Here is a 24,313-nt window from a genome sequence, read left to right as displayed (position 1 = left end):
GAAGAATCCAATAAAGAAACAGATTAAATTTTTATAGAGTAATTCCCTCATTTATAACAAAATATGTAAATATACATCATACAAATGTTCTCACATTGTATGATTAGTTCTAAAATATTTTTTTGTCTTTATATTAATAGGTGCTTAGAATGCTTACCGTTCCTTAAATAAGATCTACCCATCTAATTCAATTTAATGATCGTGTATGCAGTTGGGTATCAAATTAATCAGCTGGCTATTAGGTTCTACCCTATTGGTGATTATATGTATTCATGCATTAATCGGTTCACTGAAAAAAGTGAACACTTTATCTGAATTGATTCCGAATGCTTACCTATTGATATATTGTCCTTCATAAGCTAGTAGCTGGCTATTCCATGTCATGGCCTAACCTCATAATATTACATGCAATGAGATTTCCTAATGGTAATGGTTGTTACTATGTGGATTTACTGTTAAAACACCGCCATTTATTTGGCGGTATTTTAACTACTTGGCACGTCGTTGTTGAATGGTAATAAAAAGACCTAGTAAGTGATCAGTTGTCATCACACCGTTCCTTAAATCTTTTAAATGTGATTCTTGAATAACCCCTTCTTTGATTGCTTGTGCTATAAAGCTCTCCGTTGCTGTACGTATTGCTGTTGAATGTGGGTTCCATGCTTGAGGCAATTTTGTCTCCTCCTTCCTTTCTCCAATAATTAATTGGACTTTCTTTGTACTGCTACTAGGTATAATGACTTGTCCCTCAAATTTATAATTAGCTGGCATTTTCCAAGATATTGGTACCTCGAAATGAGGTCGATCTATACTACCTGTCCAATCTCCACCCCATATAATACTTAGCTTACGAGCAATAACTCCTACTCGTTTTAAAGTAGCTTCATCATACAAAGATTGTGGTGGACCAATTGCAATATCCCAAGCAAGTCGTGATGTATGATTACTATTTAATGTCCAAGTTACAATTTGTCCTGGTCTAGTTCGACCTTGTGCATACAGGTAATTTTGTCTTTCCTGAGAACGATATGTTTCAGTAATAAAAATATTTTTAATCCCTTCTTTATAGCATTCTTGAAATAATAATCGACATGCTATTTGTGCTACTGAAAGCAACTGATCTAAATCTCTACAAGCCTTTGTAATATTTATGCTCATTTGCTGTCCTCCTCTCCAGCATGATCTTTTACAATTGCTAAAATATTTTTGATGAAATTTGGTGTTGGCAACCCCATCTTTGTTCCATTTTCCGTAATTGAAATAAATTCAAGGACGCAAAAGGCAATAGCTGCTCCGTCACCTGCATACTCAATCCCTGGAATCACAAAAGCTAATAAGTAAATAGAGCCTACCAACATCAAATAATAGATTTTTCGAATGATACCATTAACACCAATCCGACTATTTAAATTATGATTGACTATCCCTGATAGTATCCCAGTAATATAATCTATAGCCATAAATCCGATCAAAACAGTTACTGCGATTCCTAAACCATTTACTGAATATGAGATAAGAGTTCCAATAAAGCCACCCCATGTTGCTATCCATTTTTCCACTACACCACTTCCTTTTTGTAGAAAAAGCCTTCCATACACAAAAGTATGGAAGGCCTTAAGATAAGTACTAAAATAGTTATTCATATCAGTTATTTTCTTATCTCTCCACTTATTTGAGTAAACTCTTGCTTAATTTTTTGTATAAGTGTAGGTCTGTTGTTTCCAAAAGTTGCTTCAATGCTAAATCCTGAGGTCTCATAAATCTCTTTTATATCTGTTATTTGTGCATCCATTGAAATATTCCATTCAGAATTTTGAATTGTTATAACATCCCCTAAGTCATAATCCTTTTGATATTTAAATGGACTATTAGTTAGTATTTGTCCCTCCAAATACTCTTCTTGCATGAATTCTTTTAACTGTTGCTTTCCACGAGCAACTAAAGCTTCAGTAATTTTCTCATGTGATATTAATTGCTGATTATCATCAACTTCTGCAATATCTCTGGCATCAATAAAAACTTCATGACGTTTTGTTGATGAATAGTCACCTACCTCGATAATTCGCCTATCCACACCTTCACCTTGTCCAGCAACTATTGCTAGATTTTTGTAATTTAATTCACTTTCTGTGTAATGCAATGATTTTAAACTTTCAAATTGAGGTGAAAAAATGACCGGTGGATTTATTGATTGCCCTACTGTTAAATTCCTACCTTCCATCACATCGAATATCCATTTTTTATCTTTTAAATCCAGTATTATATCCCAACCTAACTTACTCGATAGAGAAAGAATGCTTATCTCTTCTGCTAAATTTTTAAATCTAGTTGAATAACTTAAATACACACCCCGTTGCTGATCCGTTTTTATGAACAAATGGGGTATTTTTCTTTTACTATTAGATGGATTCACAAGGTTTTGAGACACATAATGTTTCATTACAGTTTCAGCTGTACCTGTCTTACTATCATATGCATTATTTGTAGGTGGAATGGTAATACGCTGAGCAACAATCGATTTTAGAGAGTAACCTTTAATTAACCAGTTCTCTGTAATTTTACCACTTGCATCTAACTCAATTTCACGATGTTTAATAATAAAAACCTTATTCAAATCTGTTCCGATGAGAATAAGGTTATCTTTTAATAAAGTGTTAGCGTATTTTATATGGCGATTTATTCGCAATTCTATTGTTCCTACATCATACCATGAACGATTGAAAAACATGGACTCATAGTTGTCAATTTCAGCTAAGATGTCCATGTTTAGGGATAATATTCGAATGCTCTTTTTTATAGTTACTCACCTCTACTTCTTATACAAAAATATACAATAGTGTTACTCTAAAAATTATCTTGCTAAAATTTTTTTTTGCTTTTGCAAGCATTAATTCTAAATCTAATATACGTTGTTGATCTTGTTCTCTCTCATCTTTAATCCTTTTAAATGTTCGATTGGCTTTTCAAATAAATCTGGTTTTGATAGGCAAACTCAATTTTTGGGGTTTGGGGGATTTACTCTAAACGAGAGACAAGTTGTAAATTCTTCTCTAAACTCACCAAAAGATAAATCTATATGTTCTATTTCATTAAAAACATATGATCATATCCAGCATATTCTCCTGTATCCAATATAAGCGTACAATTTGATACTGAATACTATATTCTTCAACCTAACTGTTTAAAACTCATTATTAAAACCCCCAAGCTATAGCTTCTAATGAAATTGTTTGTCCACTTGTTATCCCAGAGTAGTTTGCATTAACAGTAATAGAACCGTTTAATGTGGTTCCAGAAATCGAACTTCCATTGCTAACGTATAGCCAATTTTGATTGTTATATCCCATCCCACCTAATTGTAGTGTCCCACTTTTTACTCCGTCTACCAAAACTCCGATTCCACTAAGAGTATAAGGTCCGAAATATATGGAATTAATAACGATTATATATGCCTTTATTGTAAAGCCTGCGTTTAGTGTTATAGTAAATGTTTGCATAGTGGGGTTGCCAGATGACACAGTTCTATTTGCTGAAGTATACGCAATTTTAGTTTCAGAAGTTCCAGCTATACCAAAAAGATTAACACCTTTTTTTATGTTGCTCGCAATCAAGTTCGCATCTCCTAAAACGTTAAAAGCGTTATAGTAACCTGCAGCCATGCTTTGATTGAAAGTACCAGGTATAATAGTTCCTTTTGAACCATGATTAATCATAGACCCTGTAACTTCACCATTATCATTGGTAAATGTTTTTCCCGCTAGTACATCTGTTGAGGTTGCAGTTCCTCCCCCCCCTTCACCCTGTAATATAAAAGCCGTCCCATTATATCTTAATGTGTAAACACTATTTGTTCTTAGATTACCACCTGAAAGAAGGCTCCCATTTGCTTTTATTATATTTTTGGCACCTAATCCGTTAACATTTATAGTTGATGCCCCTGTATTTTGAATGTTAATCTTTACAGACATCGCCATACCTTCTGTGTATTGATTAACGTTAGGAATTAGTACTGTATAGGTATTTGTTAAGCCACTTGTAATGGCATAAGGTATATGCAACGTACCATCATTAATATGCATATTCAAAGCATTGTCATTAAAGCTTGGTAAAATGTTAGACCCTGCCCATGGACAAAGTGTATCTCTACCACGCTCATCCGTCACATCACTAGCATTTATATAAGTTTGCCCACCTATCACTTTAACTTGTGCTAATGAAATCTCGTAAAAATTGGCCGTTTGGGTTAATGCTGGTGCAACTGGTTTTGCGGAAGCTACTCCCTTTTTAATAAACGCTTTTACATATCTTGCCTCTGTACTTAAATCCATTCTAATAACTATTCTGTCGATACGACTATTACCGAGTGATTCTGTATCATGAAGTAATTCTTTTAAACTATCATTTTCATAATAGCGTCCTAATATAAATGCCACCCCTGTGTCAATGGTTGTCATCATATTAGATCCATTTGCTGCAACATGTAATTGATTACCAGCTGCCTTTAGAATGCCTGTATTTATTAATGTTTTAAAATAATCGGTAAATTCTTGTGCGCTGTATTCCCTATCGTAAGTACCATCTTCTCTTTGTACTGGATCAAAAAATTTATATTTTTCAGCCATTTCATCACATCCTTATACACTTAAATATCTTTGTTTAAACTTTACGTAAACCTCTGGATTTCCACTATCCGTTATAAAAGCAACCCTATTTTCACCAACATTTAAATGAAAGAAGGTAGATTGTAAATCAATATAGTGAAATGCATTTTCTTTAACTCCATTGGGACTCTCTATTTCAACTTGTTTATTCCCAAATGATGTATCAAGAAAAAGTTTGTAACCTGTAGGTATTTCTCGATTTACACGAATAAATTCACCTGTTGTTATATTGGTGATTTGGGGATTTTCAACAGGTCCTCTGAACTCAACTACGATTGGTGTCGGCACATCACCATTATTAATTAGCACTTTCGAGTCACCTCTTGTTGCAAAACGTACTGGGAAATAAAAAGGAAATCTAAAGTTGCTAACAAAGTCTTCCAATTTATAACTTTCAGTAGAAAATTCCTGCCAAAAAGGTGACGGGCACAGAAAATTTATAATAGTACGTTGGAATCTTATTCCATTATTCTCTCTCCCAACACCAAAAACGGGTACATTTTCAACTACAGCTTGAATTTCGCGTTTTGTATTTCCTTTAATGTAAGTGAGCTTTCCAAGACCAAATTTAGGGTTGCATACAGAAACAAGTAACTGCCGTTGTTTTATCATAGATAAATTATTTTCTGCTAATATTGACACATTTAAAGCTACTGAACGCTGTTGTAGGTAGCTGTCTATATAAGTACTACCGTCTTGAAAAGGTGCTGATTGTGTTTGAATATCAGCACTAACATCAGCTTTCCCCTCTATGGACTGTAACAAGAAGGGCTTCTGGTTGGAGAATTTAATAGATTGCCCCCGAGCATTTGTAAAAATAACTTCTTCAATCATCAAATCATCCCCCATTCCATTGCTAATTGACGTTGTACTTGTTTATTTTTTCGAGCAATTTCCGAAGGAGAAGGGTGACTATCGTATATATAAATATTTGTATCTCCACTCGTATAAGAGCGAGATCTATCAATCGACGTTGCGTGGGAAGAACTTATCCCTTGCTGACCATCCATATTGAATGCTAAACGCTGTGCTGCATTTGCAACCCTACCTGCCATGTCATCAATTCCTAAAATTAACCCTTGGCCTATATGACTACCAAAATTACTCATAATGGGTGAAAGACTATGAATATCAAGGTTTTTTCGAACTGTATTTTCAACACTATCTGTTAAGTCATTCATTACTCCTTTTAGATTATTTTTTCTCTCGGCCATACCAATTTCCCAGCCTTCAATTGTATTTCTTCCAATAGCCATAAATACTCGCGAAGGAGATTTAATACCTAGGATTTCCATTGCCCAGTTTGGAATAAGTCCTGCTAATTCTTCAATTTTCCTACGGACATTACCGAACATATCACCTATTCCAGAAATCAAACCTAAGACAATGTTTTTACCTATACTTGAGAGCTCAATATTTTTCAAAAATGACTGTGCCTCATTCCACTTTGTTTCGATTTTATTTTTGACGTCGTTCATTTTGTCTTCGACTGTGGATTTCATCTCTTCTATTTTCCTACCAGGCCAAGCCTTTATCTCTTCCCATATCCGAATAGTGTCTGCTTTCATTTCTTCCCATTTATTTGAAGCACCTACTTTAATATCATCCCATTTTTTTGAAGCATTATTTTTAAAAACTTCCCACTTAGAAAGTACTTCTCCAGTTTCCCAATTTACTTTATTCACATGTTCTTCAGCTTGGAGTTTTGCTTCATTAACAACCTTCTGATGCATAGACTCGGCATTTTTAATGGTTTCATCTCGTTTACGACCAGCTTCATCAATTACAGCTTGGGCCTCTTCTGCAGACATCGCACCTGTTTCATCTCGTTGTCTAACTGCCCACTTGTATGTTTCGTTGTATTGATCCTCAGCATCTCGAATAACATCTTCTTTTTGTTTCAAGGAGTTTTGGACAACTTCAGCAGCTTGTTCTGCTGAAATTTTTGAGGCTTCATTTTTCAAGCTTTCTAAAATAATCTTTTGCTCTACTTCACTATCTGAAAGATGCTTTATTGCATTCTCCTTCATCGTTTGTTGAATCAGATTAATTTCCTGTTGTTCTGCTTCAGTTATGGTTCTATTATTAGCAGCAGCATTTTGATAAATTTCTGTAATTCGAGCCTTTCCATCTGTAATAGCTTGTTGTTGCTCTGTTTGACTTTGTGCTACTCGAGCTAAAATATTTGCTTCCTGTTCTTCAGTTAGAGCATTACTTGAAGCAAAATGGTTCTGCATGGTCTCTAGTTCTTGAGCATGATCAGCTTGCATTTCGGCTAACACTTGATCACCCATCTCACTATAAATGGTTATCATATTTGTTGCCATTTCTTGTGTGACTGCTTGACCAGACCACGCTAGTTGATTAAGTGCCACTGTCGCTTGATCTGATAACTCCAAAAAGCTTCCTACTGACTCGGCAGTGGCTTCAGATACTTTATCTTTCCAATCTTCTACTTGGATAGATGATTCATTAAGATTCTTAGTTACTGCATATGCTGCGATTCCTAAACCTGCAAACGCAGCAACAGCTATGCCTACAGGATTCATTATTAATGCTAATGTAGCACCTAACGCCGTTGTAGCCCCACCTGCTGCTCCAATTGCCATTGAAAACCCACCGATTGCAGTCACGATTGATCCAATACTTGAAATTAATGTTCCCCCAACTACTAATAAAGGGCCAATAGCGGCTGCTAAACCACCAATAATAACAATTGTATTTTGTGTTTCAGAAGATAAACTGCTGAACTTCTCGATCCAGGGCACAAAAATATCAAGAACTTTTTGTACAAGGGGAATTAATACATTTCCGATGCTTATACCTACATCTACAAGCTGATTTTTCATTATAGCCATTTGAGACTCTGTCGTTTGATAACGCTCGGCTGCTTTATCAGATAATGCCGTATTTTCCTTCCAGGCATCAGTAGAAGAATTAACAGCTGATGTAAGTAAATCCGAAGCACCAGCCATACTCAAAAGTACATCAGTTTCATCACCATTAACCCCTAAATCAGCAAGCACATCTTTTAAGTTAGCTCCACCTTCAGATGATTCTGCTAACCCTTTAACCAATGCATCTAAAGCAGAGGCCGCGTCTGTTTCAAATGCCTTTTTAAAATCGGCACTAGTCATGTTAGCTACCTGAGCAAAACCAGATAAGCTTTCACCGCCATCTCCTACAGCTTTTTGAATCTTTTGCAAAACTGAAGTCATAGCCGCTCCACCAGTTTCAGCGTTAATCCCTAGGCTCGACATAGTAGCAGCTAGTCCCATTATTTGAGATTCGGTTAAACCAATTTTAGAAGCTTGCTCAGCAAATCCCATTCCCATCTTCATAATGTCAGATGCAGCAACACCCATAGTAGTACTCAAATCAACAATAGAGGAACCTAATCGATCAAAGTCTCCTTGCCCCATTCCTACAATATTTGCAAACTCAGCGAACTCTTTTGCTGCCTGTTCACGTGTCATCCCCGTTGAATTGCCCATATCAATAACAGCACGGGAGAATGAAATAAGATGCTCTTCTGCGATTCCTAGCTGCCCAGCAGATTCAACAACTCCAGCAATTTCAGTAGCACTTACTGGAAGCTCCTTAGCCATACTACGGATTCCACTTTCAAGCTTCTTAAAATTTTCCTCACTAGTGTTCACAGTTTGACGTACACCGGCAAAAGCACTTTCAAAATCTACAGCAGCATTAAGGGCATACACACCAAAAGCTTTGATAGGAGCTGTAATAGTAGACATACTTTCCCCAACAGTCTTTAACTTTCCACCAAGCTCCTGAAATTTATTCCATTTTGATGATTGCTCACTTAATTGCTGATCGACTTCTGTTAGCTGTGTATTTAAACGATTGTATTCAACAAGAGCTTCATTCACAGCAATTGCCTGTTTTTCTATTTCCTCGGTATTTGCTGAACCTGAGGCTATTAATTCATCATACTTTCTACGTTGCTCCGTAAAATTTAGATTTGCAGCTTCAACTGATCGCCTAAGAATATTTTGTTTATTTGCTAAACCTTCCACCGAACTTTCATATTCATTACCTAGTGCTTGTAATGCCCTTAATTCAGCTCCCATTGCTGTCAAATTACGAGTTAATTGTTCTATAGAGCCATTAAAATTCGATGTATTTAAATTAAGCTCAACAGCACTGATTTCTGCCATATTTCATCACCGCCTTTGTTTCATCACAACCAGGAAATTTCATCAGCTGTGACTTCCTCTATTTCATCATCATCAACTAACAATTCAAACCAAAAATGAATATCCATTTCGTCAATCTCATGTAGTTTATAACCCTCTTTTATCAATTTTCTATAAAATAATTTAATATGTTGATAAGGAGTTATTTCACTTACTTTCCCTCTTCATCATTTACGATGGTTTTTGTTTCTAGTCCTCCAATGTTTAGAACACTATTAAAAACTCGCATAATTTCATCTTGCAATCTTCCTGCCTCTAACCCATCCCAAACATCATCCATTGTGAATTGATTCTCAAACACATTGACAACAAAGGCAATCATTTCATCAAAAGTTTCAACAGAAATTTCATTCCCTTCTTGTCTCATTTTCTCATTCATTTTTAGCGCATTGCGAAACACTCGGGCTTTCACAAAGTCATTTGAAAATTGTTTTTCTTGACCATCAATTTTTAAAGTAATTTGCATTTTATTATTCATCCTTTCTAGTAACTTTCTATATTAGGGAAGAGAGGCTTGGGACTAAAGTGTTTTAACCTACAAAATTACCGAACTATCCTTTGAAACGCTCACGAAGTGTTTCGAATAGTTCGGTTTTTAATTACTATTTTTTGTTAATCTAGAGATTATTCAGCTTTATGAAGGTCTCAATTAGTTATGTCCTAGCCTATTCATTTAAGGAGTTACAACAGTTTCACTTGGTTTTGCGACAGAGTCAAAGAATGATTCAGCTGTCACCGTTACCCCTGCATCTCGTGTATCTACTGTATGTTTAATTACGCCATCGATTAATGGTAATGCTTCACCACCGAATGGATATACTTTGTAACCTGTTTCACCTTTCTTACGAGTCGAATTTGTTTCTTCACCTAATTTCAATTTCGCTTTTAATAGCCAAACAAGCTTAGTACCCGATTCAAAACCAATTGCAATTGGATTAGGTGTATCATTTGCATTTGTAATGATACCACCTTCTGCTGACTTCTTATGCCCATACCAATCTACTAGGACGTCAGTTGGTAAATCAGCTGTTTCCCCTGCAATTGTAATAGAATCCAATTGTGCTTCCTGATCTACTACACGGTCTCCTGCATCTAAATGTGCTTCTGAAAAGTTAGGTGTAAGTGTCATGGAAATAGGCATTGTTAATGTTTTAACTTCACCCCATGTTTCTGTTTGTTCATTTGTCATTAGTGCATAATGAATTCGTTTTAAGCTCAGTTTTTGTGGTTTTTCATTTAAAATTGTCATTTACATGACCTCCATATTTTTATTATTATTCTTCACACAAGACGAATTGAAGTACCCTGTTATTATGAGATTCGCCTACAATATAAGGCTCATCATATTCTAGAATCCGTTCAAATCCTGCATTTCCCATCAAATGTTTGATACTCTCTGCTAGCTGGTGATAGTTCAGGTTGGACCATACATTAACTTGGACAATCCGTTCAGTTTCAATTTCGTTTCCACCAGCTACAAAGATAGGCTTTGCACTTATTTCTAAAAAAGTGATGAATTGATTTGGTTTTTCGGATTCTTTAGGAAATCCATTAAAGATGATAGGCAAACCTAATGGCTCTAAAATAATAGGAATATGATTCATTAAATCCCTCATATTTATTTCTCCTAACTCTTTGAAATATGATAAAACTCAGTCCATGCTAGATTTTGAACATATTCCCCTTAAGTGAATGAAATATTGAACTCCTAAAATAAAGAATCATTTCAACTACAGTCATTCTGCAATTGTGGATTTTTTTCAAGCTAAAAACGCCTACTGACAATAACTCAGTAGACGTTTTCATTCGTTCTCTCTTAATCACTATTTTTCACCTCCTTTCAAAATATTTATTTTTACTAGCTATCTTTCAACCATATTTTTAATATCCGTCATACTGTTAAAAATACTTTGTTTCAAAGCAGACTCTATTTTCTTTAACTTCCTATACTGAAAACCATTAACCCTTCTCATTTCAAGATATAGTTTCCTTAATTCTGCTTGAAGTTTTCGTACATTATCATCAGTGTAAAAACAAACATACTCCCGACCACAGTTAGGGCAAGTAAAATAGTTTTTTTCAATCGTATGGCTCAGCCTCACGTTCTTAAAAGACTGAACATAGAATTTATAACCACATGATTTATTGCATTTTGCATAAATTACTTCCATCCAATCATCCCCTTATTATGAGTATTTGAAAAGACCACTCAATTTTGAGTGGCCTTCACCTAACACAATTCATGTAAAGTTAAAATTTCATATAACAAACTTCTACATTAACATCATATTACGGAATTTCTATACCTTCTATTCAATCATCTGAGTGTCAGTAAAAGGAAAGATACTAAAAAAATCCTCTGCTAATATAGCACTTCAATTAACCGAATTTTTATATTACCATCATATTATGGATTATCAATCATTTCTATACAATCTAGTTGGTGTCAATTAAGTGAAAGCTTAAATTGAAGCAATAGAAAAGACCACCTTTAATAAAAAGTGGTCACCACATTGTTTATATATTAATAAGAAAAACTAAATCAATTTGTTAGTTTAATTTCATGTGCAAATTTAATCATCTTTGCAATTTCTGCATGCTTTTTGTAAATATAACTAGCACTATAATTTAATACCTCAGCTATTTCTTCTAATGTCATTCCATCCACATATTTTAATTTTAATATTTTATGATTCAACCCACTAAATTTTCCAATAAGATCCAAGATTTTTTTTTGTTCCACAAGTTTAACTTGCAACTCTCGTTCAATTCTTTCAATTCGCTCTTCTAGTTTTGCTCCATCCGATTCAGCAGTGAGTTTTACCCTAGCCAAATCTCCAGTAACCCATCGTTTTAATTCTTTCTGTGATCGCTCAAGGTTATATTCCAAATAAGCAATTTCATCCTCAATTTGCTGATAATCTAGTAACCATTCGTACATATTTAACAACCACCCTTTTAGCTTTCTGAATTTTTACCTCTAATTTTCACATCTCCTAAAACACTTTTAAACAGTATTACACAGTAACAACTTATGTCTTCCCATTTCTTTTTTTACAATGATATTTATTAAAATTGCACATCTAACTCCCCCTATTACTTTTAATAATCTATTACCCATTTAACAAGTTATTTCCAATATAGTACCTTTAAACGGTACAGTCAAGAGAAAATACTTTTAAAAGGTATTAAAATATTTACAAAAATACTTTTTATCGGTATTATCATAATAAGGAGGTGATGAAATATGGATAACTCGGATAAATTAAAGAGGGTTTTCTCAAAAAACTTAAAACTTCAATTAGAGAAGAAGGGTTTAAATCAAACAGATATGGCAAGGGAACTAAATATACCTGAAACAACCGTATCTAATTGGATGAAAGCTAGTACATACCCTAGACATGATAAAATACAATTAATGGCAGACTATTTTAATATAAGACGTTCCGATTTAACAGAGGAGCAACCAACAAACTTAATAGAAGTACAACCTAACTTTGTAAAAATTCCAATTTTAGGTGTGATCGCTTGTGGAGAGCCAATCATTGCACAACAAAATGTAGAAGGGTATATGTATGAGTTTTCAGAATTACTGCCAACAGGTAATATTTTCGCTCTTGTGGCTAAAGGTGATTCAATGGAACCAACTATACCAAACGGCTCTAAAGTTCTTATAAGAGAGCAGAATGAAGTTGAATACGGTGAAATAGCTGCTGTACTTGTAAACGGTGATACTGAAGCGACTCTTAAACGCGTAAAAAAACAAGGTGACATGATTTTACTTATGCCAGATAACCCCAAACACGAACCTTATATAGTGGATGAGAATAATCCTGCAAAAATTATCGGAAAAGCTATTAGTTTTAAGGTTACATTATAATTTCGAATTCATTAAATATGAATAATTAACGAAAAAAGTAAAAATTTTTATAGACTAAGCTTGTCACTCAATTGGGTGACAATTTTTTATGGACTTATTTTTAATGTAAATTCGCACATACTTCAATAAGAGAGTTTTAACTTGCTATCACATTTTTATACTCATATAACATTAGAGGCTTTCATTTGATTTTTATTCAATTGTAGAAGTAGTATGGAATTGTAACGAAGGATTCTCTACATATCCATACTATTATATTAATGTAACAATTCCAAAGGAGGAATTTCGATGAATTATCAAAACATTACGGTTGCAGGCAGTGGTGTATTAGGAAGCCAAATTGCTTATCAATCTGCTTTCAAAGGTTTTAATGTAACAGTGTATGACATTAACGATGAGGCGTTAAAAAATGCACAGGATCGTATTACCAAATTAAAACCACTTTATCAACAAGATTTAGGTGCTACACAAGAAGAAGTGGATGCAGCCTATGCACGTCTTACATTTAATAGTGACTTGGCTCAAGCCGTTGCCAATGCTGACCTTATTATAGAAGCAATCCCTGAAGTTGTGAGCATCAAAACAGAATTTTACACGAATCTTGGAAAAGTAGCACCAGCAAATACAATTTTTGCAACAAACTCGTCTACTTTACTACCAAGCCAATTTGCTGAAGCAACTGGCCGTCCAGAGAAGTTTTTAGCACTTCACTTTGCTAATACGATTTGGAAAAACAATACTGCAGAAATTATGAAACACCCAGGTACAGATATGAAAGTATTTGATGAAGTGATTGAATTTGCACGCGCCATCGGCATGGTACCACTACCATTGCATAAAGAGCAACCTGGCTATATTTTAAACTCATTACTAGTTCCGTTTTTAGATGCAGCTGAATCTTTACTTGTAAAAGAAGTGGCTGATCCAGAAACAATCGATAAAACATGGATGATTGGTACAGGCGCTCCACTTGGACCATTTGCTATTCTAGACATCGTTGGCATTAATACTGCTTATAACATTGTGGAAGCGAAAGCAAATGCCACTGGTGATGAAAACATGAAAAAATTAGCTAACCTCTTAAAAACAGAGTACATCGAAAAAGGTAAATTAGGTCGCGCAGCAGGCGAGGGCTTCTACACATATCCAAACCCAAGCTTTGCAAAATCAGATTTCTTAAAGGGTTAATGATTAGAAAGAGCAATGGTCCTTCTTAAAAGGGCATTGCTCTTTTTTATTCATACAAAAAAATCCCAAAAACTAGGTGTGTTTTGAAATTCCTTCGTTGTCAGCTTTTCAATAATTTTCAATTTAATCTCCTGTTCTAAGTCTTCTCTATCCTGGTAACTTGTTTGGTGGAGACACTGCTTAATTTTTGGAGTAAAATTTTGGATAATTATTAGCATCTCCTCATTCATATTGTTCTGCATTTACTAAATCTCCTCCTTTCTAATAATATGATGAAGCTTCTTTAAAGCCTTTTGATGAACATTGGATATATTCTGTGATGTTGTTTGTAATGTTTCAGCGATTACTTTTATAGAATAGTCTTTGACATAAATCATTTCTAAAATTTGAAGTTGCTTGTCTGTTAATTTTTGCAAACCTTTAAAGAGCTGTTCATTTTCAATTTTTTCTAATAACCCTTCTTCTCCGCTCTCTTCTTCTCTTATACCGTCGTCCATTAGACCACTATCTGCGACTAATAAAAAGCGATTTTGCAATCTTCTCTTTTTTTTATCGAAATCCAGGCTAAAGAAATAAATTAAATTGCTGATATATTTTATTTTCTGTACCCTTTGATAATGAGCTTGAAATGTTTCATCAACCATTTTCAAATTACAATCATTGGGATATAAGACTGCATGTTGTACCAAATAAAGATTTTGTGCATCTGCCAAAAAACTTCTGATAATTGGATTTTTAACCTGTTCTCTATTTCTGTAAAAAAACTCTTCTATAATTTTGTACTCATTACACATTCGCATCACTCCTATATATTCGCCTTCTTGTTCATTAAAGTGAATATCATATATCTATTATAAACCAAAAACAGAACAAATGTTCTATATTTTATTCATTCATATTGATTTTATTAATCGTACGTTCACTTTTAAGAACTGTAAGCATCACAATAATGAGGGAGGAAGATGTTATGATACCAGTTGAAACTATACAAATGTGGGTTCACCTAATAGGTAATTCAGGTTTCCCTATTGCCATTACCATCTATCTCTTTATGCGTTTTGAGAAGAAAATAGAAAATTTGGAAGCGATCATCCTGAAGTTGTTAGATAAAAGGGAAAATTAATAAGCCTATAAAAAAATTTACGGCAGCATCCTTTTTAAAGGATGCTGCCGTGTGACTTAAAGATGCTTCTGCATACCATATATGTAAGAACAAATATGTAGATGGGGGGATTTTATGGATCTTCTGTTGACCACTTTTCTTAGGCTAGATATTCCGTATAATTACTTTCACGATTCATTCCCCATTATGATTGAATACTTGGGGATTCTTGGATTTTGGCTCGCATCCACATTTTCGGTCATTATTATCATGCTAAGTATATGGTTTCTTATAAAGAAAGCGGGCATTGTTAGTGCTTTACTTATTCTTTTTATCACGGGGATTCTTTTATTCCTTGCTTTCTTTTCATTGTTCCATTGCTACTCACCATAATAAATTGAAGCCTTTGAAGATGAATACTTCAAAGGCTTTTTAGCATTTTTAGAAATACAGCACCATATAATCCTCATCAAAATATTGCTGTCCTATTTTTAAGGCGTTTCGTTCTGTTCCAAAAACGTGAAAACCTAACGATGTGTATAATCCTTTTGCTGATTCATTGGAAGAAACAACTGTTAAATTAATTTGCTCGACGTCTACTATTGACTTTGCTTGATTGATGATCCCTACCATTAGTTGTTTTCCTATGCCCAATCCCCGCTTTTTTGAAGAAACATAAACGGCAAAAATACTCGCTTTATGCTTTAGCTTCATTTTATTTGCTTGCACCAATGTCGCCACACCAAGTAAATCCTCCTGGTCAAATGCCCCAAATGTAAATGTTCCCTGTCCCTCGAGCCTACTTGCAAACGACTCAAGTGACAAATCCTTTTCTTCCTCGAAGCTAGCGCCAAAAGCTTCTGGATTTGTTTGTAATCCCTCTAATCTTAAATCTCTATATACCTCAGCATCTGCTGCTGTTAATTGTCTAATTTCCATGACCTTCCCTCCTATCATACTTTTCCTATTTATCGGCCATAACGATTGGCATTTGATGTACTTTTACAACAGTAATCCTTAAAATGGAAATAAGGGAGCTGAAAATCTATGGAATCTACTAAGATGTCAAAACACTTTCTTACATTACAGGCACAACGAGCACACTATCTACCAGCTATTCATTCACTTTCACAGGAAGAACTATGGCGAGTAACACGTGAGGGAAAATGGTCCATTGGTGAACACTTTTATCACCTTTATTTGATTCTCAAAATGCTCCACACAGCAACCAAATATTCTTTATTCCTCATGCCTATCGCTAAAAGGCGAAGAAACAAGCCATACTCTACTGAAATACATGATATTTATGAAGAATATCAATCCAAAAAAGGACAAGGAATGCGAGCACCAGGTATTTTAGTTCCACCTAAGAAAGTACGCTTTGTATTAAACAGTTATGATATCGAGCAATTACTTATCAACGAGACACTTGCTTTGCAAAAGTTAGTACAAAATATAGACGAGGATGTTGCAGGGCATATTGTTTTTCCTGATCCCATTGCGCATTATCCTAATCTCATTCAAGCTATTCAGTTGCTGGCTATTCATGAGAGGCATCACTTTAATAGGATGGAAGGGCTTTTAGGAGGAAAGAATTTGAAAGGTACAATTAAAGAAATCACATAGAGCCAATTTGATTTTATGCCCATCAAAACTGGCTCCGGATTTTTCAGTATAGCAACTTTGTCATGGAAAAATTTCATTAGGAAACGCTACGAGCTTTTTGTTCTAGAATTACACTTAAAATTCCAAACAATAACAGACACCCATTAACGTAATATTTGACCATTGTAGCCTTGTATCGAATAGCTGAAAAAAGAAGGTGAATACAGGAATAAAGCACAATGACATCATGACTAAAAATACTTCACAATATTGAATACCCTTCTGTAATAAATACATTGGTATCAAAACACCGATGACGGTCATCAATAAAATCCAACCAATGTTTTCAAGCAAATAAGTAAACATGACATCATATGTAGCGATAAATGAAAGCAAAATGATACCATAAAATCTTTTTGATAATATCATCGAGCTTGTCCATCCTAATTGACTGAGTTGCTTAGAATAGACTGTACATAATACCGCACCAAGTCCACACAATATGCTCGCACCGACTCCTAAAATACTTGATTGGTCCCATGTTTGTATAGCCGATTTCCCTGTAAAAATAGCACTAATCAGTAATAAACTAGCTGCAAATATGCCAATTGCAATACCCCACTGTGCATGTATCACTCGTTTTTTCTGCTGTATTGCAAGTAGCAATGCAAACAAGGGGCCTAGTCCCATTTCAAGAGAGCTCACTATCGCTGGTTCAATATATTTTAATGCAAAGTAAAACCCCATAAAGGCTAATATGGAAGCACCGTTTAACTTCCATAATGATGAACGTGCCTCTTTCCAGCAGGGCTCTACCTTTTGCTTACTTGTGATTAATTGAAAGAAGACAGTCGTGAGAAAAAAACTAATACCGGTGAAAAGAAATGGATGCACGGCTTGTACACGGTTCGAGTAATACACTTGACTAATAGATGTTAAAATGGCTGACAATAGTAAACTTATTACCCCTATTGCATATAGATTACGTTTATTTTCAACTATAACTCCCATAGATTCCTCCTGATAGGATGTCTATTCATATTATTGATTTGCTAGAGTAAACTTCTTTACTAGTTTCTCCAAACTTTTCTCTACATGATGACAGTCGACGAAAAACACCCTCACTTCTGCACTTTGATCCCCTTCATTTGTGTTAAAATGTATTTCTTTCATTTGTTCAACTTCCGTATTCAATGGATAAAGGAGCCATATTTCTTTAGCGTGATATTTTTTAGCATAAGCATACATTTGATACATATCTGCCTGTGAAATGCCATAGTTATTGTGTGGCGTGTTACTTAGCATTTTCCACTTTGTATCTAAAATAATTTTACGAGCGTCATTAGTTAACACAATATCTGGTCGCAATGCAAATTTCCCTTGAAATAAATGATAGCCTTTATCCTGTAGTTGTACCTGCCATGCTGAATCACTTAGTAGCTTTTTCAGATGAAAGCCAATATAAGACTCGAAAACTTTTTCCATTGGAAATAATAAGGCTTTAGCAAATGAATGTCCTGAAAAAGTTGTAAAGCTTTGATTATTTAAAAAAATTTTAGACCATTGCATAATCGTTTCATAATCTTTTGAGTTACGATCAATCTTTACCTGAGAAAAATCCTTACTGTAGTTTTTTGATTGCTCAATGAGTTCAAAGTGTATGAGTTGCTTACGAATTTCATTTATATTGTCATTGCTAGTAGAATGTTTTAATAAATAAAGCAATGTAGCCTTGATTAACCGATTTTCTGCTCGATTCATTCCAAACTCATCATAGCGTGTATAGAATCGTTGTCGATGAATAAGGTTATATTTTAATTGCTGTGAGAATACCATTTTTCCTTTGTATACATTTAAGTTATCCTCCATTGCATAATAGGATGATTTAAGTCCTTTTTTAATCAATTTTTGTACTTCTTCAATGTACAATCGAATGAAAATTTCCAATAACGTCATCTGATCTGTACGAAGACTAGTCTCATTAAAGGTTTTGCTAGGAAATTCTTGTAGTGACTTAAGCATTTTCAAAAATGTTTTTTTAGGGTCAATAGCTGTTTTCCCAAATATTTTTGGAAAAATTTGAATTTGTGTACCATTCTTTAATTGCACAATACCAACATAATTTTTTGCACGAATGACCTTTCCAACATGCCGCTTTGTGGAGACAGAGAAAAAATTGTATGCATCAACATCTTCCATTTCATTACAGTCCAAAATCATATTTTCAAGCTGCTCGAAAGAATCATTGTCTATGTATACATACTCATCTTTAAAAGCTTGATTGCATGTCAGAATATCGTATTCCTTCATTTCAATTAACCTCTTCATTCTCGACCCTTCCATAGATCCCGATATAGCTTGATGGTTCCTCGAATGCACTTGCTTGAAGATAGTATTTCGTTTCTGGGAGGTCTATATCAATGTCTCGACCAAATAATCCTTTTATACTTAATTTCTCATCCAAAATAAATCGATATTGCTGGGGTTTTAGATGATCTCCTAACACTAACTGAATCTTGCTATAATCTTCATAAAAATATTCTTGGAGAAGTGGAATAATCGTATTCTTAAAAATATTAGCTAGATTTTCTAATGAACTGTCTTCTTTTAAGCTCATAAAATAGGCATGGCCAATAGTATGTTCGCGATCATACAGTGCTTCAATACGAGCGTTCATGACTTCCATTAGATGTTGAATATGGATGTTCCCAACTTTTATATCAGCTACTGCATTCAAATTTGGCAGCATTTCAATAAAGTCAAAGCGTCTTCTAAGTGCTGTATCCATCAACGCAATCGAACGATCGGCTGTATTCATCGTTCCCAGCAAATAGACATTTTGAGGGACACCAAAATCCTTTTTAGAATATGGGAGCTTCACATGCATTTCTTCTAGTGCTCCAATTCGTTTTGTCGGCTCAATTAATGTAATAAGTTCACCAAAAATTTTCGATATATTGCCTCGATTAATTTCATCAATAATAAAGACATAGTTATTAGTGTTTTCTTCCACATCGATTTGATCATTTTGCGAGTATTTTAAAATTAAATTATTCACATCATTGATGGATAGTCGCCAAAGCTCATAAATGGTTTGCTGAACTAAGTTCGTTTTGCCATTTAGCTCATAAATATTTTCATAGATATCCGTGGCAATCCACTCTACTTCGCGACTTCTTTTAAAATCTTCCTCTGCCTCTAACCATTCAGGCTCTCCTGTGATAATGCCAATTGCATCAATATGCTTTTGATCTCCTAAAGAAAAGACAATATCGCCAACACTCATTCCCTCATAGAAATAGTACAAGGTATCTGAAGGATATTCCCCATCCTCAATAAAATCAGTACCTTCCTCATCCCAGCCTATACGAATTTGATTGTCCTTAAAGCATTCTTCTTTCAGCCAATTCTTGCCACTGCCTCCTAAAGAAATCTTCCAAACTTTTTTATTTCCTTCCATCACCTGATCATGAGCAGTTAATTTTAATTGTTGCGCTTGCTCACAAAATTCTTTAAACACGCCTGATTCAATTTTATATTGAATGCTCTCTTCTGCTTCATCGTTTAAAACAGGCTTAATTCCCTCGATAAACTCTTCATATCCATATGATTGATGAAAAGTAACGAATCGAATCTGACCTTGCTTTTTATACGTAAGATAACGTTCAAAAACATCTTGATACGCTTCTGCGCAAATCGCCATAAATTCTTTATTCTCAATAATACTAACCGCGTAGTTCACCGTATTATAAGTTTTCCCTGTTCCTGGTGGACCGTACAGGATGGTATTGATATTGCATTGACTCATTTTTGGGGAATCCTCCTCTAAACTTCATATTTTTAGCAACCTTGATTGGCAAACTTATATTACTGAGGTGCCTTCTTTCAAGGAATTTATTCCCATCATAATACCATAAAATCATTCTAATTTTACTAGTTTTTTATAATGTCACCCTATTTATCTAATAAAATCATCCTATATTATTTAATTTTCCTTCAACAAAAAAATCCGTAAAGGTCACTATGAATCTGACATTTACGAATTTTTTATCACAATTACTTATTATGGGCTTATTAACGTTTACAGCAGCATACGTAAAAACTTTTCAAAATGCACGCCTGCCTCACGGGGTACTTGCTCCTTCGAAGTAGCTTCGATCGCTGCAGCTAAAAATGTTTCTGCTAGTGTCATTGATTCCATTAAATCTTGTCCGCGCATCATGCCGCCCATCATGATGGATGCGAAGAGGTCGCCTGTGCCTGAATAGCTCTCACCATTATAGTTGCGGATACTATGAAAAGACCGCTCTGAATCGACAAACAAATTCCCAACATAACGCTTGTCCGTATCACCTACTGGTGGATTCAAACCCGTAATAATGACGTTTGCTCCAGTTGCTTGCTGTAGCTGCTGACCTGCCTCTTTAAGGGCAAGAATATAATCTGTATCATTTTGATAGCTCAGTAGCCTTTCATAGGATAAACCTGTAAGCAAGCAACATTCCGTGACATTTGGCGTAATAATATCGGCATGCTTTACTAATGCTTTCATACGATCAAGCAATTCACCCGTAAACATTTTATAGACCTCACCATGATCGCCCATTACTGGATCGACAAGCAACGTTGTCTTATTTGAGTGAAACACATCTAAAAAGCGAAATATATTATCGATTTGCTCCTTACCTGTAACAAAGCCTGTATGAATTCCATCAAAGGTAGCTCCAAGCTTACTCCACTCCTCAATAAAAGAGTCCATCTTTGACGTTAAATCTTCACAATAAAAGCTTGAATATCCTGTTTGTGCCGTTAAAATAGCTGTTGGTAGTGGGACTGCTTGCACACCCATCACAGAGAGTACAGGCATCGCAGCCGTCAATGAGCACTTACCAAAGGACGACATATCTTGAATTACAGCAACTTTTTTCATCATACATTCCACCTAACTGATCCTGCTTTTACTTTCCCCATCGTATCACAATTCGAAAGATGCGAAAATAACCTCAAACTGACCCTTAACTTTTTTATGAAATTGACACTTTTACAATAGTCAGTCCTTTGCTAAAGTAAAAATCATCAAAATATTCATCATAGTGAGGAAGAGACAAATGCAAAATATACAAAGGCCAACATCCTATACAAAATCACGTACAAAAACATTTGATTTAGTCATTACAGCCATTTTAGCAGCACTTGTTTTCGTTGCTACAATGTTTATCAATCTTAAGCTACCGTTCGGGCAAGGTGGTCTTATCCACTTAGGAACATCTATGCTGTTTATCTCCGCTATTTTATTTGGGCCTAAAAAAGGAGCACTTGCTGGAGCTATTGGAATGGGTTTATTCGATATCGTAGGTGGCTGGTTAATTTGGGCACCCACAACCATTATTTCACGCGCATTACAAGGCTTCATTGTTGGTAAAATTGCTTGGGCAAAAGGACATAAAGGTGATAATCTTGGGTTGAATATTTTAGGAGCAGTAGTATCAATGCCCGTGATGATTGCTGTTTACTATGTTGGGCAAGCCATTATGTTCAACAGCTGGATTGCCCCGCTGGCATCCATTCCTGGGGACGTCATTCAAAACATCGTAGGCTTAGTTATTGCCATCCCGGTATGTGTTGTATTGAAAAAAACGCCATACTTCAAAAACAATTTTTAATGAAAATACACCATCTTGCTGTTGAACAGGAAAGATGGTGTTTTTTATGGAGTGATCTGCAAAAGCAACGAATTTCAAGATAAAGTGAAACTAGCCTCGTTCTTTTTCATACTATAAGGTGGAGGTGGAAAAATGCCAAGAGTAAAATACCGTGATGCAGACGTTGCTTTAATGGCAAGGATGATGAGAGCAGAAGCAGAGGGTGAAGGTCAACAAGGTATGCTTTACGTGGGCAATGTCATTGTGAATCGTGCAGTGGCGTCCTGTTTAGACTTCAATGATGTAAGAACGATTGAGCAGGTTATTTACCAGGTACAAGGCGGAAACTATTCTTTCGAAGCTGTTCAAAAAGGCAATATGTTTTACCAACGAGCAAGAGAAACGGAAAAAAGATTAGCGAAACAAAACTTAGATTTCTGGCGAGAACATCCAGCAAAATATGCACTCTGGTACTTCAATCCATATGCACCATGTCCCCCAACATGGTATGGTCAGCCGTTTACAGGACAATTTAAGAATCATTGCTTTTATGAACCTGCTCCAGATACTTGTGCCAGTGTATATATGGGATAATTCGTTCAACGTTAAAAAGGGAATACCTCTATTGCAGGTATCCCCTTTATGCTCATATTATATAGCATGACTTAATCCATCACTCTTAAAAGCTTTTCCTTAAACATCATTACTCCAATCAAGCCAATGATAGAAAATATGACTGGCGAGATGAAGCCATAGTAGTACCCATCAATTACATTGCCTGTAGCAGCCTGAAAATAATCTAAAATATACCCAAAAATAATAGGCAGCAATGCGGCACTTAGAAAGCCCCCAGTATTGGCAAATCCAGAAACAATGCCTGATTCATTTAAAGGGAAAGTTTGACGAACTGCCGCAAAGGTTAAAGCACTTGCACCATAGCCAAAGCCAATGATAAAGAACAGGACAATGAGCATGAAAATGGACGGATGCCCTTTCAATAAAAGAAAGGCAATCCAACTCACTAAAACCGCAATATGCACAACAATATAGGGTCTCTTAATTGTACCTAACCAGCCAGCAATCCAGCTCATTAAAGGTGCTCCTAAAAGCGCTCCGACTAGACCAATCATAATTAGCTGACTAGCCTCTGACCGTGACATCTCATACATATTGATCCCATATGGTACTGCCCACGAGCTAATAAAGCCAACATACCCGCCCACAACGCCAAAATGACAAAAAAATAAAGCCCATGCTTGCCTGCTTGAAAATATTCTTCGTAATAATATGGAGCTTTTTTCACGTTTTATTTCTTTAGTTATGTTTACAGATTCCTTTGAAAAAATGCGTTTTGTGTTTTGTACAAGCACAAAATAAAGAAGTACACCACATAAGCATAGTAAAAGTCCTGTAGAGAAAAAGGTGATTCGCCAACCTAATAAAAAAATCAATGTAGCAAAAGGCACTGTTGCCAATAAGAAACCTAAGCTCCCTGTCATACCTGCAAAGCCAATTAATCGGACAAACTCCTTTTTATGAAACCATTGTGCCAAAATAAGCACCATATTCACCCATATGGTGGCATCTCCTATACCAGTAAGTATTCTAGAAAAGAATAGAATGAATTCATGTGTACCTAAACTGTAAAGAATGGTTCCTATACCTGTAAGGATGGCACCAATGATGAGGAAAACGTTTGGCCCAAATCGGTCAGCTAAAATCCCCATTGGAATTTGTAAACTCGTGTACACAAAAAATTGAATACTCGTCAATAAGCCGATTGTCGATGCCGTTACCCCAAAATCCTCCATCAATTGATCTGTAATTAACCCTGGAGCAGTTCGCTGACTTGCCATTAACAAATAGGTAAACAATACAGCAACAAACACAATCCATCTGTACTTATGTTGTTGTTTGTCCAATAATCACTACTCCTATTAGCTTTTATTTTATGTATATGAGTTCGAGGTCAGGATAAAACCTGCTTATGAGGAAGCTTGAAAATTACGACCGCAAAA

At 35.2% G+C, this 24,313-nt stretch carries 25 protein-coding genes; 6 read left to right on the top strand and 19 right to left on the bottom strand.

The window, feature by feature from the left end; translation table 11 throughout:
- Positions 1-489: 489 nt before the first annotated feature.
- The 11 genes from HCH28_RS12810 to HCH28_RS12760 all read right to left on the bottom strand — a co-directional run bounded on the left by HCH28_RS12810 (position 490) and on the right by HCH28_RS12760 (position 11,819).
- The gene (locus tag HCH28_RS12810; protein WP_255601295.1) at positions 490-1,158 is read right to left on the bottom strand and encodes a M15 family metallopeptidase; all 669 of its coding nucleotides are present in this window, start codon (positions 1,156-1,158) and stop codon (positions 490-492) included.
- Positions 1,155-1,559 (bottom strand): phage holin family protein, encoded by a 405-nt coding sequence (locus HCH28_RS12805; RefSeq protein WP_221681242.1) that lies wholly within the window; start codon positions 1,557-1,559, stop codon positions 1,155-1,157. The genes HCH28_RS12810 and HCH28_RS12805 overlap by 4 nt, the downstream gene beginning before the upstream one ends.
- 89 nt (positions 1,560-1,648) lie before the next feature.
- On the bottom strand, positions 1,649-2,779 hold the full coding sequence (locus tag HCH28_RS12800; protein WP_446669943.1) for a siphovirus ReqiPepy6 Gp37-like family protein: 1,131 nt from the start codon (positions 2,777-2,779) through the stop codon (positions 1,649-1,651).
- A 415-nt stretch (positions 2,780-3,194) separates the two neighbouring features.
- Positions 3,195-4,622 (bottom strand): autotransporter outer membrane beta-barrel domain-containing protein, encoded by a 1,428-nt coding sequence (locus tag HCH28_RS12795; protein ID WP_221681240.1) that lies wholly within the window; start codon positions 4,620-4,622, stop codon positions 3,195-3,197.
- A 12-nt stretch (positions 4,623-4,634) separates the two neighbouring features.
- Positions 4,635-5,495 carry a phage tail family protein gene (locus tag HCH28_RS12790; RefSeq protein ID WP_255601290.1) on the bottom strand — a complete coding sequence of 287 codons (861 nt, stop codon included), beginning with the start codon at positions 5,493-5,495 and terminating at the stop codon, positions 4,635-4,637.
- Entirely contained in the window at positions 5,495-8,839 is a 3,345-nt protein-coding gene (locus HCH28_RS12785) for a phage tail tape measure protein (protein WP_221681239.1), read from the bottom strand. Before HCH28_RS12785 ends, HCH28_RS12790 begins: the two co-directional genes overlap by 1 nt.
- A 190-nt stretch (positions 8,840-9,029) precedes the next feature.
- Entirely contained in the window at positions 9,030-9,344 is a 315-nt protein-coding gene (gene gpG, locus HCH28_RS12780; RefSeq protein ID WP_221681238.1) for a phage tail assembly chaperone G, read from the bottom strand.
- 207 nt (positions 9,345-9,551) lie between these two features.
- Entirely contained in the window at positions 9,552-10,127 is a 576-nt protein-coding gene (locus tag HCH28_RS12775) for a major tail protein (protein ID WP_221681237.1), read from the bottom strand.
- Positions 10,128-10,152: 25 nt separating this feature from the next.
- On the bottom strand, positions 10,153-10,494 hold the full coding sequence (locus tag HCH28_RS12770; RefSeq protein ID WP_221681236.1) for a hypothetical protein: 342 nt from the start codon (positions 10,492-10,494) through the stop codon (positions 10,153-10,155).
- Positions 10,495-10,740: 246 nt separating this feature from the next.
- Positions 10,741-11,049, bottom strand: a complete 309-nt coding sequence (locus tag HCH28_RS12765) for a hypothetical protein (RefSeq protein WP_221681235.1) — start codon at positions 11,047-11,049, stop codon at positions 10,741-10,743.
- Positions 11,050-11,420: 371 nt separating this feature from the next.
- The gene (locus tag HCH28_RS12760) at positions 11,421-11,819 is read right to left on the bottom strand and encodes an ECF-type sigma factor (RefSeq protein ID WP_221681234.1); all 399 of its coding nucleotides are present in this window, start codon (positions 11,817-11,819) and stop codon (positions 11,421-11,423) included.
- 306 nt (positions 11,820-12,125) lie between these two features.
- Here HCH28_RS12760 and HCH28_RS12755 point away from each other — a divergent pair, with 306 nt between their 5' ends.
- Both HCH28_RS12755 and HCH28_RS12750 read left to right on the top strand, forming a co-directional pair.
- Positions 12,126-12,758 carry a LexA family protein gene (locus HCH28_RS12755; protein ID WP_221681233.1) on the top strand — a complete coding sequence of 211 codons (633 nt, stop codon included), beginning with the start codon at positions 12,126-12,128 and terminating at the stop codon, positions 12,756-12,758.
- A gap of 288 nt (positions 12,759-13,046) precedes the next feature.
- Positions 13,047-13,946 (top strand): 3-hydroxyacyl-CoA dehydrogenase, encoded by a 900-nt coding sequence (locus HCH28_RS12750; RefSeq protein ID WP_221681232.1) that lies wholly within the window; start codon positions 13,047-13,049, stop codon positions 13,944-13,946.
- A gap of 50 nt (positions 13,947-13,996) precedes the next feature.
- On the opposite strand, the gene HCH28_RS12745 is transcribed toward HCH28_RS12750, so the two are convergent.
- Positions 13,997-14,188 (bottom strand): hypothetical protein, encoded by a 192-nt coding sequence (locus tag HCH28_RS12745; RefSeq protein WP_221681231.1) that lies wholly within the window; start codon positions 14,186-14,188, stop codon positions 13,997-13,999.
- 3 nt (positions 14,189-14,191) lie between these two features.
- Positions 14,192-14,740 carry a sigma-70 family RNA polymerase sigma factor gene (locus HCH28_RS12740; RefSeq protein ID WP_221681230.1) on the bottom strand — a complete coding sequence of 183 codons (549 nt, stop codon included), beginning with the start codon at positions 14,738-14,740 and terminating at the stop codon, positions 14,192-14,194.
- A 173-nt stretch (positions 14,741-14,913) separates the two neighbouring features.
- Between HCH28_RS12740 and HCH28_RS12735 the strand changes: the two genes are divergently transcribed.
- Positions 14,914-15,069, top strand: a complete 156-nt coding sequence (locus tag HCH28_RS12735) for a YvrJ family protein (protein WP_004228185.1) — start codon at positions 14,914-14,916, stop codon at positions 15,067-15,069.
- Between the two features lie 420 nt (positions 15,070-15,489).
- On the opposite strand, the gene HCH28_RS12730 is transcribed toward HCH28_RS12735, so the two are convergent.
- Complete coding sequence (locus HCH28_RS12730; RefSeq protein ID WP_221681229.1) at positions 15,490-15,987, bottom strand: GNAT family N-acetyltransferase; 498 nt, start codon at positions 15,985-15,987, stop codon at positions 15,490-15,492.
- Positions 15,988-16,095: 108 nt separating this feature from the next.
- Between HCH28_RS12730 and HCH28_RS12725 the strand changes: the two genes are divergently transcribed.
- Positions 16,096-16,674, top strand: a complete 579-nt coding sequence (locus tag HCH28_RS12725) for a DinB family protein (RefSeq protein WP_221681228.1) — start codon at positions 16,096-16,098, stop codon at positions 16,672-16,674.
- Between the two features lie 114 nt (positions 16,675-16,788).
- Here the strand turns inward: HCH28_RS12725 and HCH28_RS12720 are convergent, their stop codons facing one another.
- The 4 genes from HCH28_RS12720 to HCH28_RS12705 all read right to left on the bottom strand — a co-directional run bounded on the left by HCH28_RS12720 (position 16,789) and on the right by HCH28_RS12705 (position 21,583).
- The gene (locus HCH28_RS12720; protein ID WP_221681227.1) at positions 16,789-17,664 is read right to left on the bottom strand and encodes a DMT family transporter; all 876 of its coding nucleotides are present in this window, start codon (positions 17,662-17,664) and stop codon (positions 16,789-16,791) included.
- Positions 17,665-17,694: 30 nt separating this feature from the next.
- On the bottom strand, positions 17,695-18,981 hold the full coding sequence (locus tag HCH28_RS12715) for an McrC family protein (protein ID WP_221681226.1): 1,287 nt from the start codon (positions 18,979-18,981) through the stop codon (positions 17,695-17,697).
- On the bottom strand, positions 18,965-20,461 hold the full coding sequence (locus HCH28_RS12710) for an McrB family protein (protein ID WP_221681225.1): 1,497 nt from the start codon (positions 20,459-20,461) through the stop codon (positions 18,965-18,967). Before HCH28_RS12710 ends, HCH28_RS12715 begins: the two co-directional genes overlap by 17 nt.
- A gap of 273 nt (positions 20,462-20,734) precedes the next feature.
- Complete coding sequence (locus tag HCH28_RS12705; protein ID WP_221681396.1) at positions 20,735-21,583, bottom strand: pyridoxamine kinase; 849 nt, start codon at positions 21,581-21,583, stop codon at positions 20,735-20,737.
- A gap of 178 nt (positions 21,584-21,761) precedes the next feature.
- Here HCH28_RS12705 and HCH28_RS12700 point away from each other — a divergent pair, with 178 nt between their 5' ends.
- Positions 21,762-22,316 carry an ECF transporter S component gene (locus HCH28_RS12700; protein ID WP_221681224.1) on the top strand — a complete coding sequence of 185 codons (555 nt, stop codon included), beginning with the start codon at positions 21,762-21,764 and terminating at the stop codon, positions 22,314-22,316.
- A 132-nt stretch (positions 22,317-22,448) separates the two neighbouring features.
- Positions 22,449-22,889 (top strand): cell wall hydrolase, encoded by a 441-nt coding sequence (locus HCH28_RS12695; protein WP_004228176.1) that lies wholly within the window; start codon positions 22,449-22,451, stop codon positions 22,887-22,889.
- Between the two features lie 71 nt (positions 22,890-22,960).
- Here the strand turns inward: HCH28_RS12695 and HCH28_RS12690 are convergent, their stop codons facing one another.
- A complete protein-coding gene (locus HCH28_RS12690) occupies positions 22,961-24,217 on the bottom strand; it encodes an MFS transporter (protein ID WP_221681223.1) in 1,257 nt (418 codons plus the stop codon).
- Positions 24,218-24,313: the final 96 nt, after the last annotated feature.

Origin of the sequence: Lysinibacillus sp. K60, from assembly GCF_019731275.1 — a bacterium.
GTDB lineage: Bacteria > Bacillota > Bacilli > Bacillales_A > Planococcaceae > Lysinibacillus > Lysinibacillus capsici.
The sequence above is the reverse complement of the archived record's forward strand: the minus strand, read 5'-3'. Positions and strand labels throughout refer to the sequence as shown.

Bases quoted from the DNA above. Each gene is read 5' to 3' on its own strand.
- HCH28_RS12705 (WP_221681396.1), bottom strand. From the start codon at position 21,583: ATGAAAAAAGTTGCTGTAATTCAAGATATGTCGTCCTTTGGTAAGTGC.
- HCH28_RS12765 (WP_221681235.1), bottom strand. From the start codon at position 11,049: ATGGAAGTAATTTATGCAAAATGCAATAAATCATGTGGTTATAAATTC.
- HCH28_RS12760 (WP_221681234.1), bottom strand. From the start codon at position 11,819: ATGTACGAATGGTTACTAGATTATCAGCAAATTGAGGATGAAATTGCT.
- HCH28_RS12695 (WP_004228176.1), top strand. From the start codon at position 22,449: ATGCCAAGAGTAAAATACCGTGATGCAGACGTTGCTTTAATGGCAAGG.
- HCH28_RS12740 (WP_221681230.1), bottom strand. From the start codon at position 14,740: ATGTGTAATGAGTACAAAATTATAGAAGAGTTTTTTTACAGAAATAGA.
- HCH28_RS12720 (WP_221681227.1), bottom strand. From the start codon at position 17,664: ATGGGAGTTATAGTTGAAAATAAACGTAATCTATATGCAATAGGGGTA.
- gpG (WP_221681238.1), bottom strand. From the start codon at position 9,344: ATGCAAATTACTTTAAAAATTGATGGTCAAGAAAAACAATTTTCAAAT.
- HCH28_RS12730 (WP_221681229.1), bottom strand. From the start codon at position 15,987: ATGGAAATTAGACAATTAACAGCAGCAGATGCTGAGGTATATAGAGAT.
- HCH28_RS12710 (WP_221681225.1), bottom strand. From the start codon at position 20,461: ATGAGTCAATGCAATATCAATACCATCCTGTACGGTCCACCAGGAACA.
- HCH28_RS12810 (WP_255601295.1), bottom strand. From the start codon at position 1,158: ATGAGCATAAATATTACAAAGGCTTGTAGAGATTTAGATCAGTTGCTT.
- HCH28_RS12770 (WP_221681236.1), bottom strand. From the start codon at position 10,494: ATGAGGGATTTAATGAATCATATTCCTATTATTTTAGAGCCATTAGGT.
- HCH28_RS12745 (WP_221681231.1), bottom strand. From the start codon at position 14,188: ATGCAGAACAATATGAATGAGGAGATGCTAATAATTATCCAAAATTTT.
- HCH28_RS12775 (WP_221681237.1), bottom strand. From the start codon at position 10,127: ATGACAATTTTAAATGAAAAACCACAAAAACTGAGCTTAAAACGAATT.
- HCH28_RS12715 (WP_221681226.1), bottom strand. From the start codon at position 18,981: ATGAAGAGGTTAATTGAAATGAAGGAATACGATATTCTGACATGCAAT.
- HCH28_RS12725 (WP_221681228.1), top strand. From the start codon at position 16,096: ATGGAATCTACTAAGATGTCAAAACACTTTCTTACATTACAGGCACAA.
- HCH28_RS12785 (WP_221681239.1), bottom strand. From the start codon at position 8,839: ATGGCAGAAATCAGTGCTGTTGAGCTTAATTTAAATACATCGAATTTT.
- HCH28_RS12755 (WP_221681233.1), top strand. From the start codon at position 12,126: ATGGATAACTCGGATAAATTAAAGAGGGTTTTCTCAAAAAACTTAAAA.
- HCH28_RS12750 (WP_221681232.1), top strand. From the start codon at position 13,047: ATGAATTATCAAAACATTACGGTTGCAGGCAGTGGTGTATTAGGAAGC.
- HCH28_RS12700 (WP_221681224.1), top strand. From the start codon at position 21,762: ATGCAAAATATACAAAGGCCAACATCCTATACAAAATCACGTACAAAA.
- HCH28_RS12795 (WP_221681240.1), bottom strand. From the start codon at position 4,622: ATGGCTGAAAAATATAAATTTTTTGATCCAGTACAAAGAGAAGATGGT.
- HCH28_RS12790 (WP_255601290.1), bottom strand. From the start codon at position 5,495: ATGATTGAAGAAGTTATTTTTACAAATGCTCGGGGGCAATCTATTAAA.
- HCH28_RS12735 (WP_004228185.1), top strand. From the start codon at position 14,914: ATGATACCAGTTGAAACTATACAAATGTGGGTTCACCTAATAGGTAAT.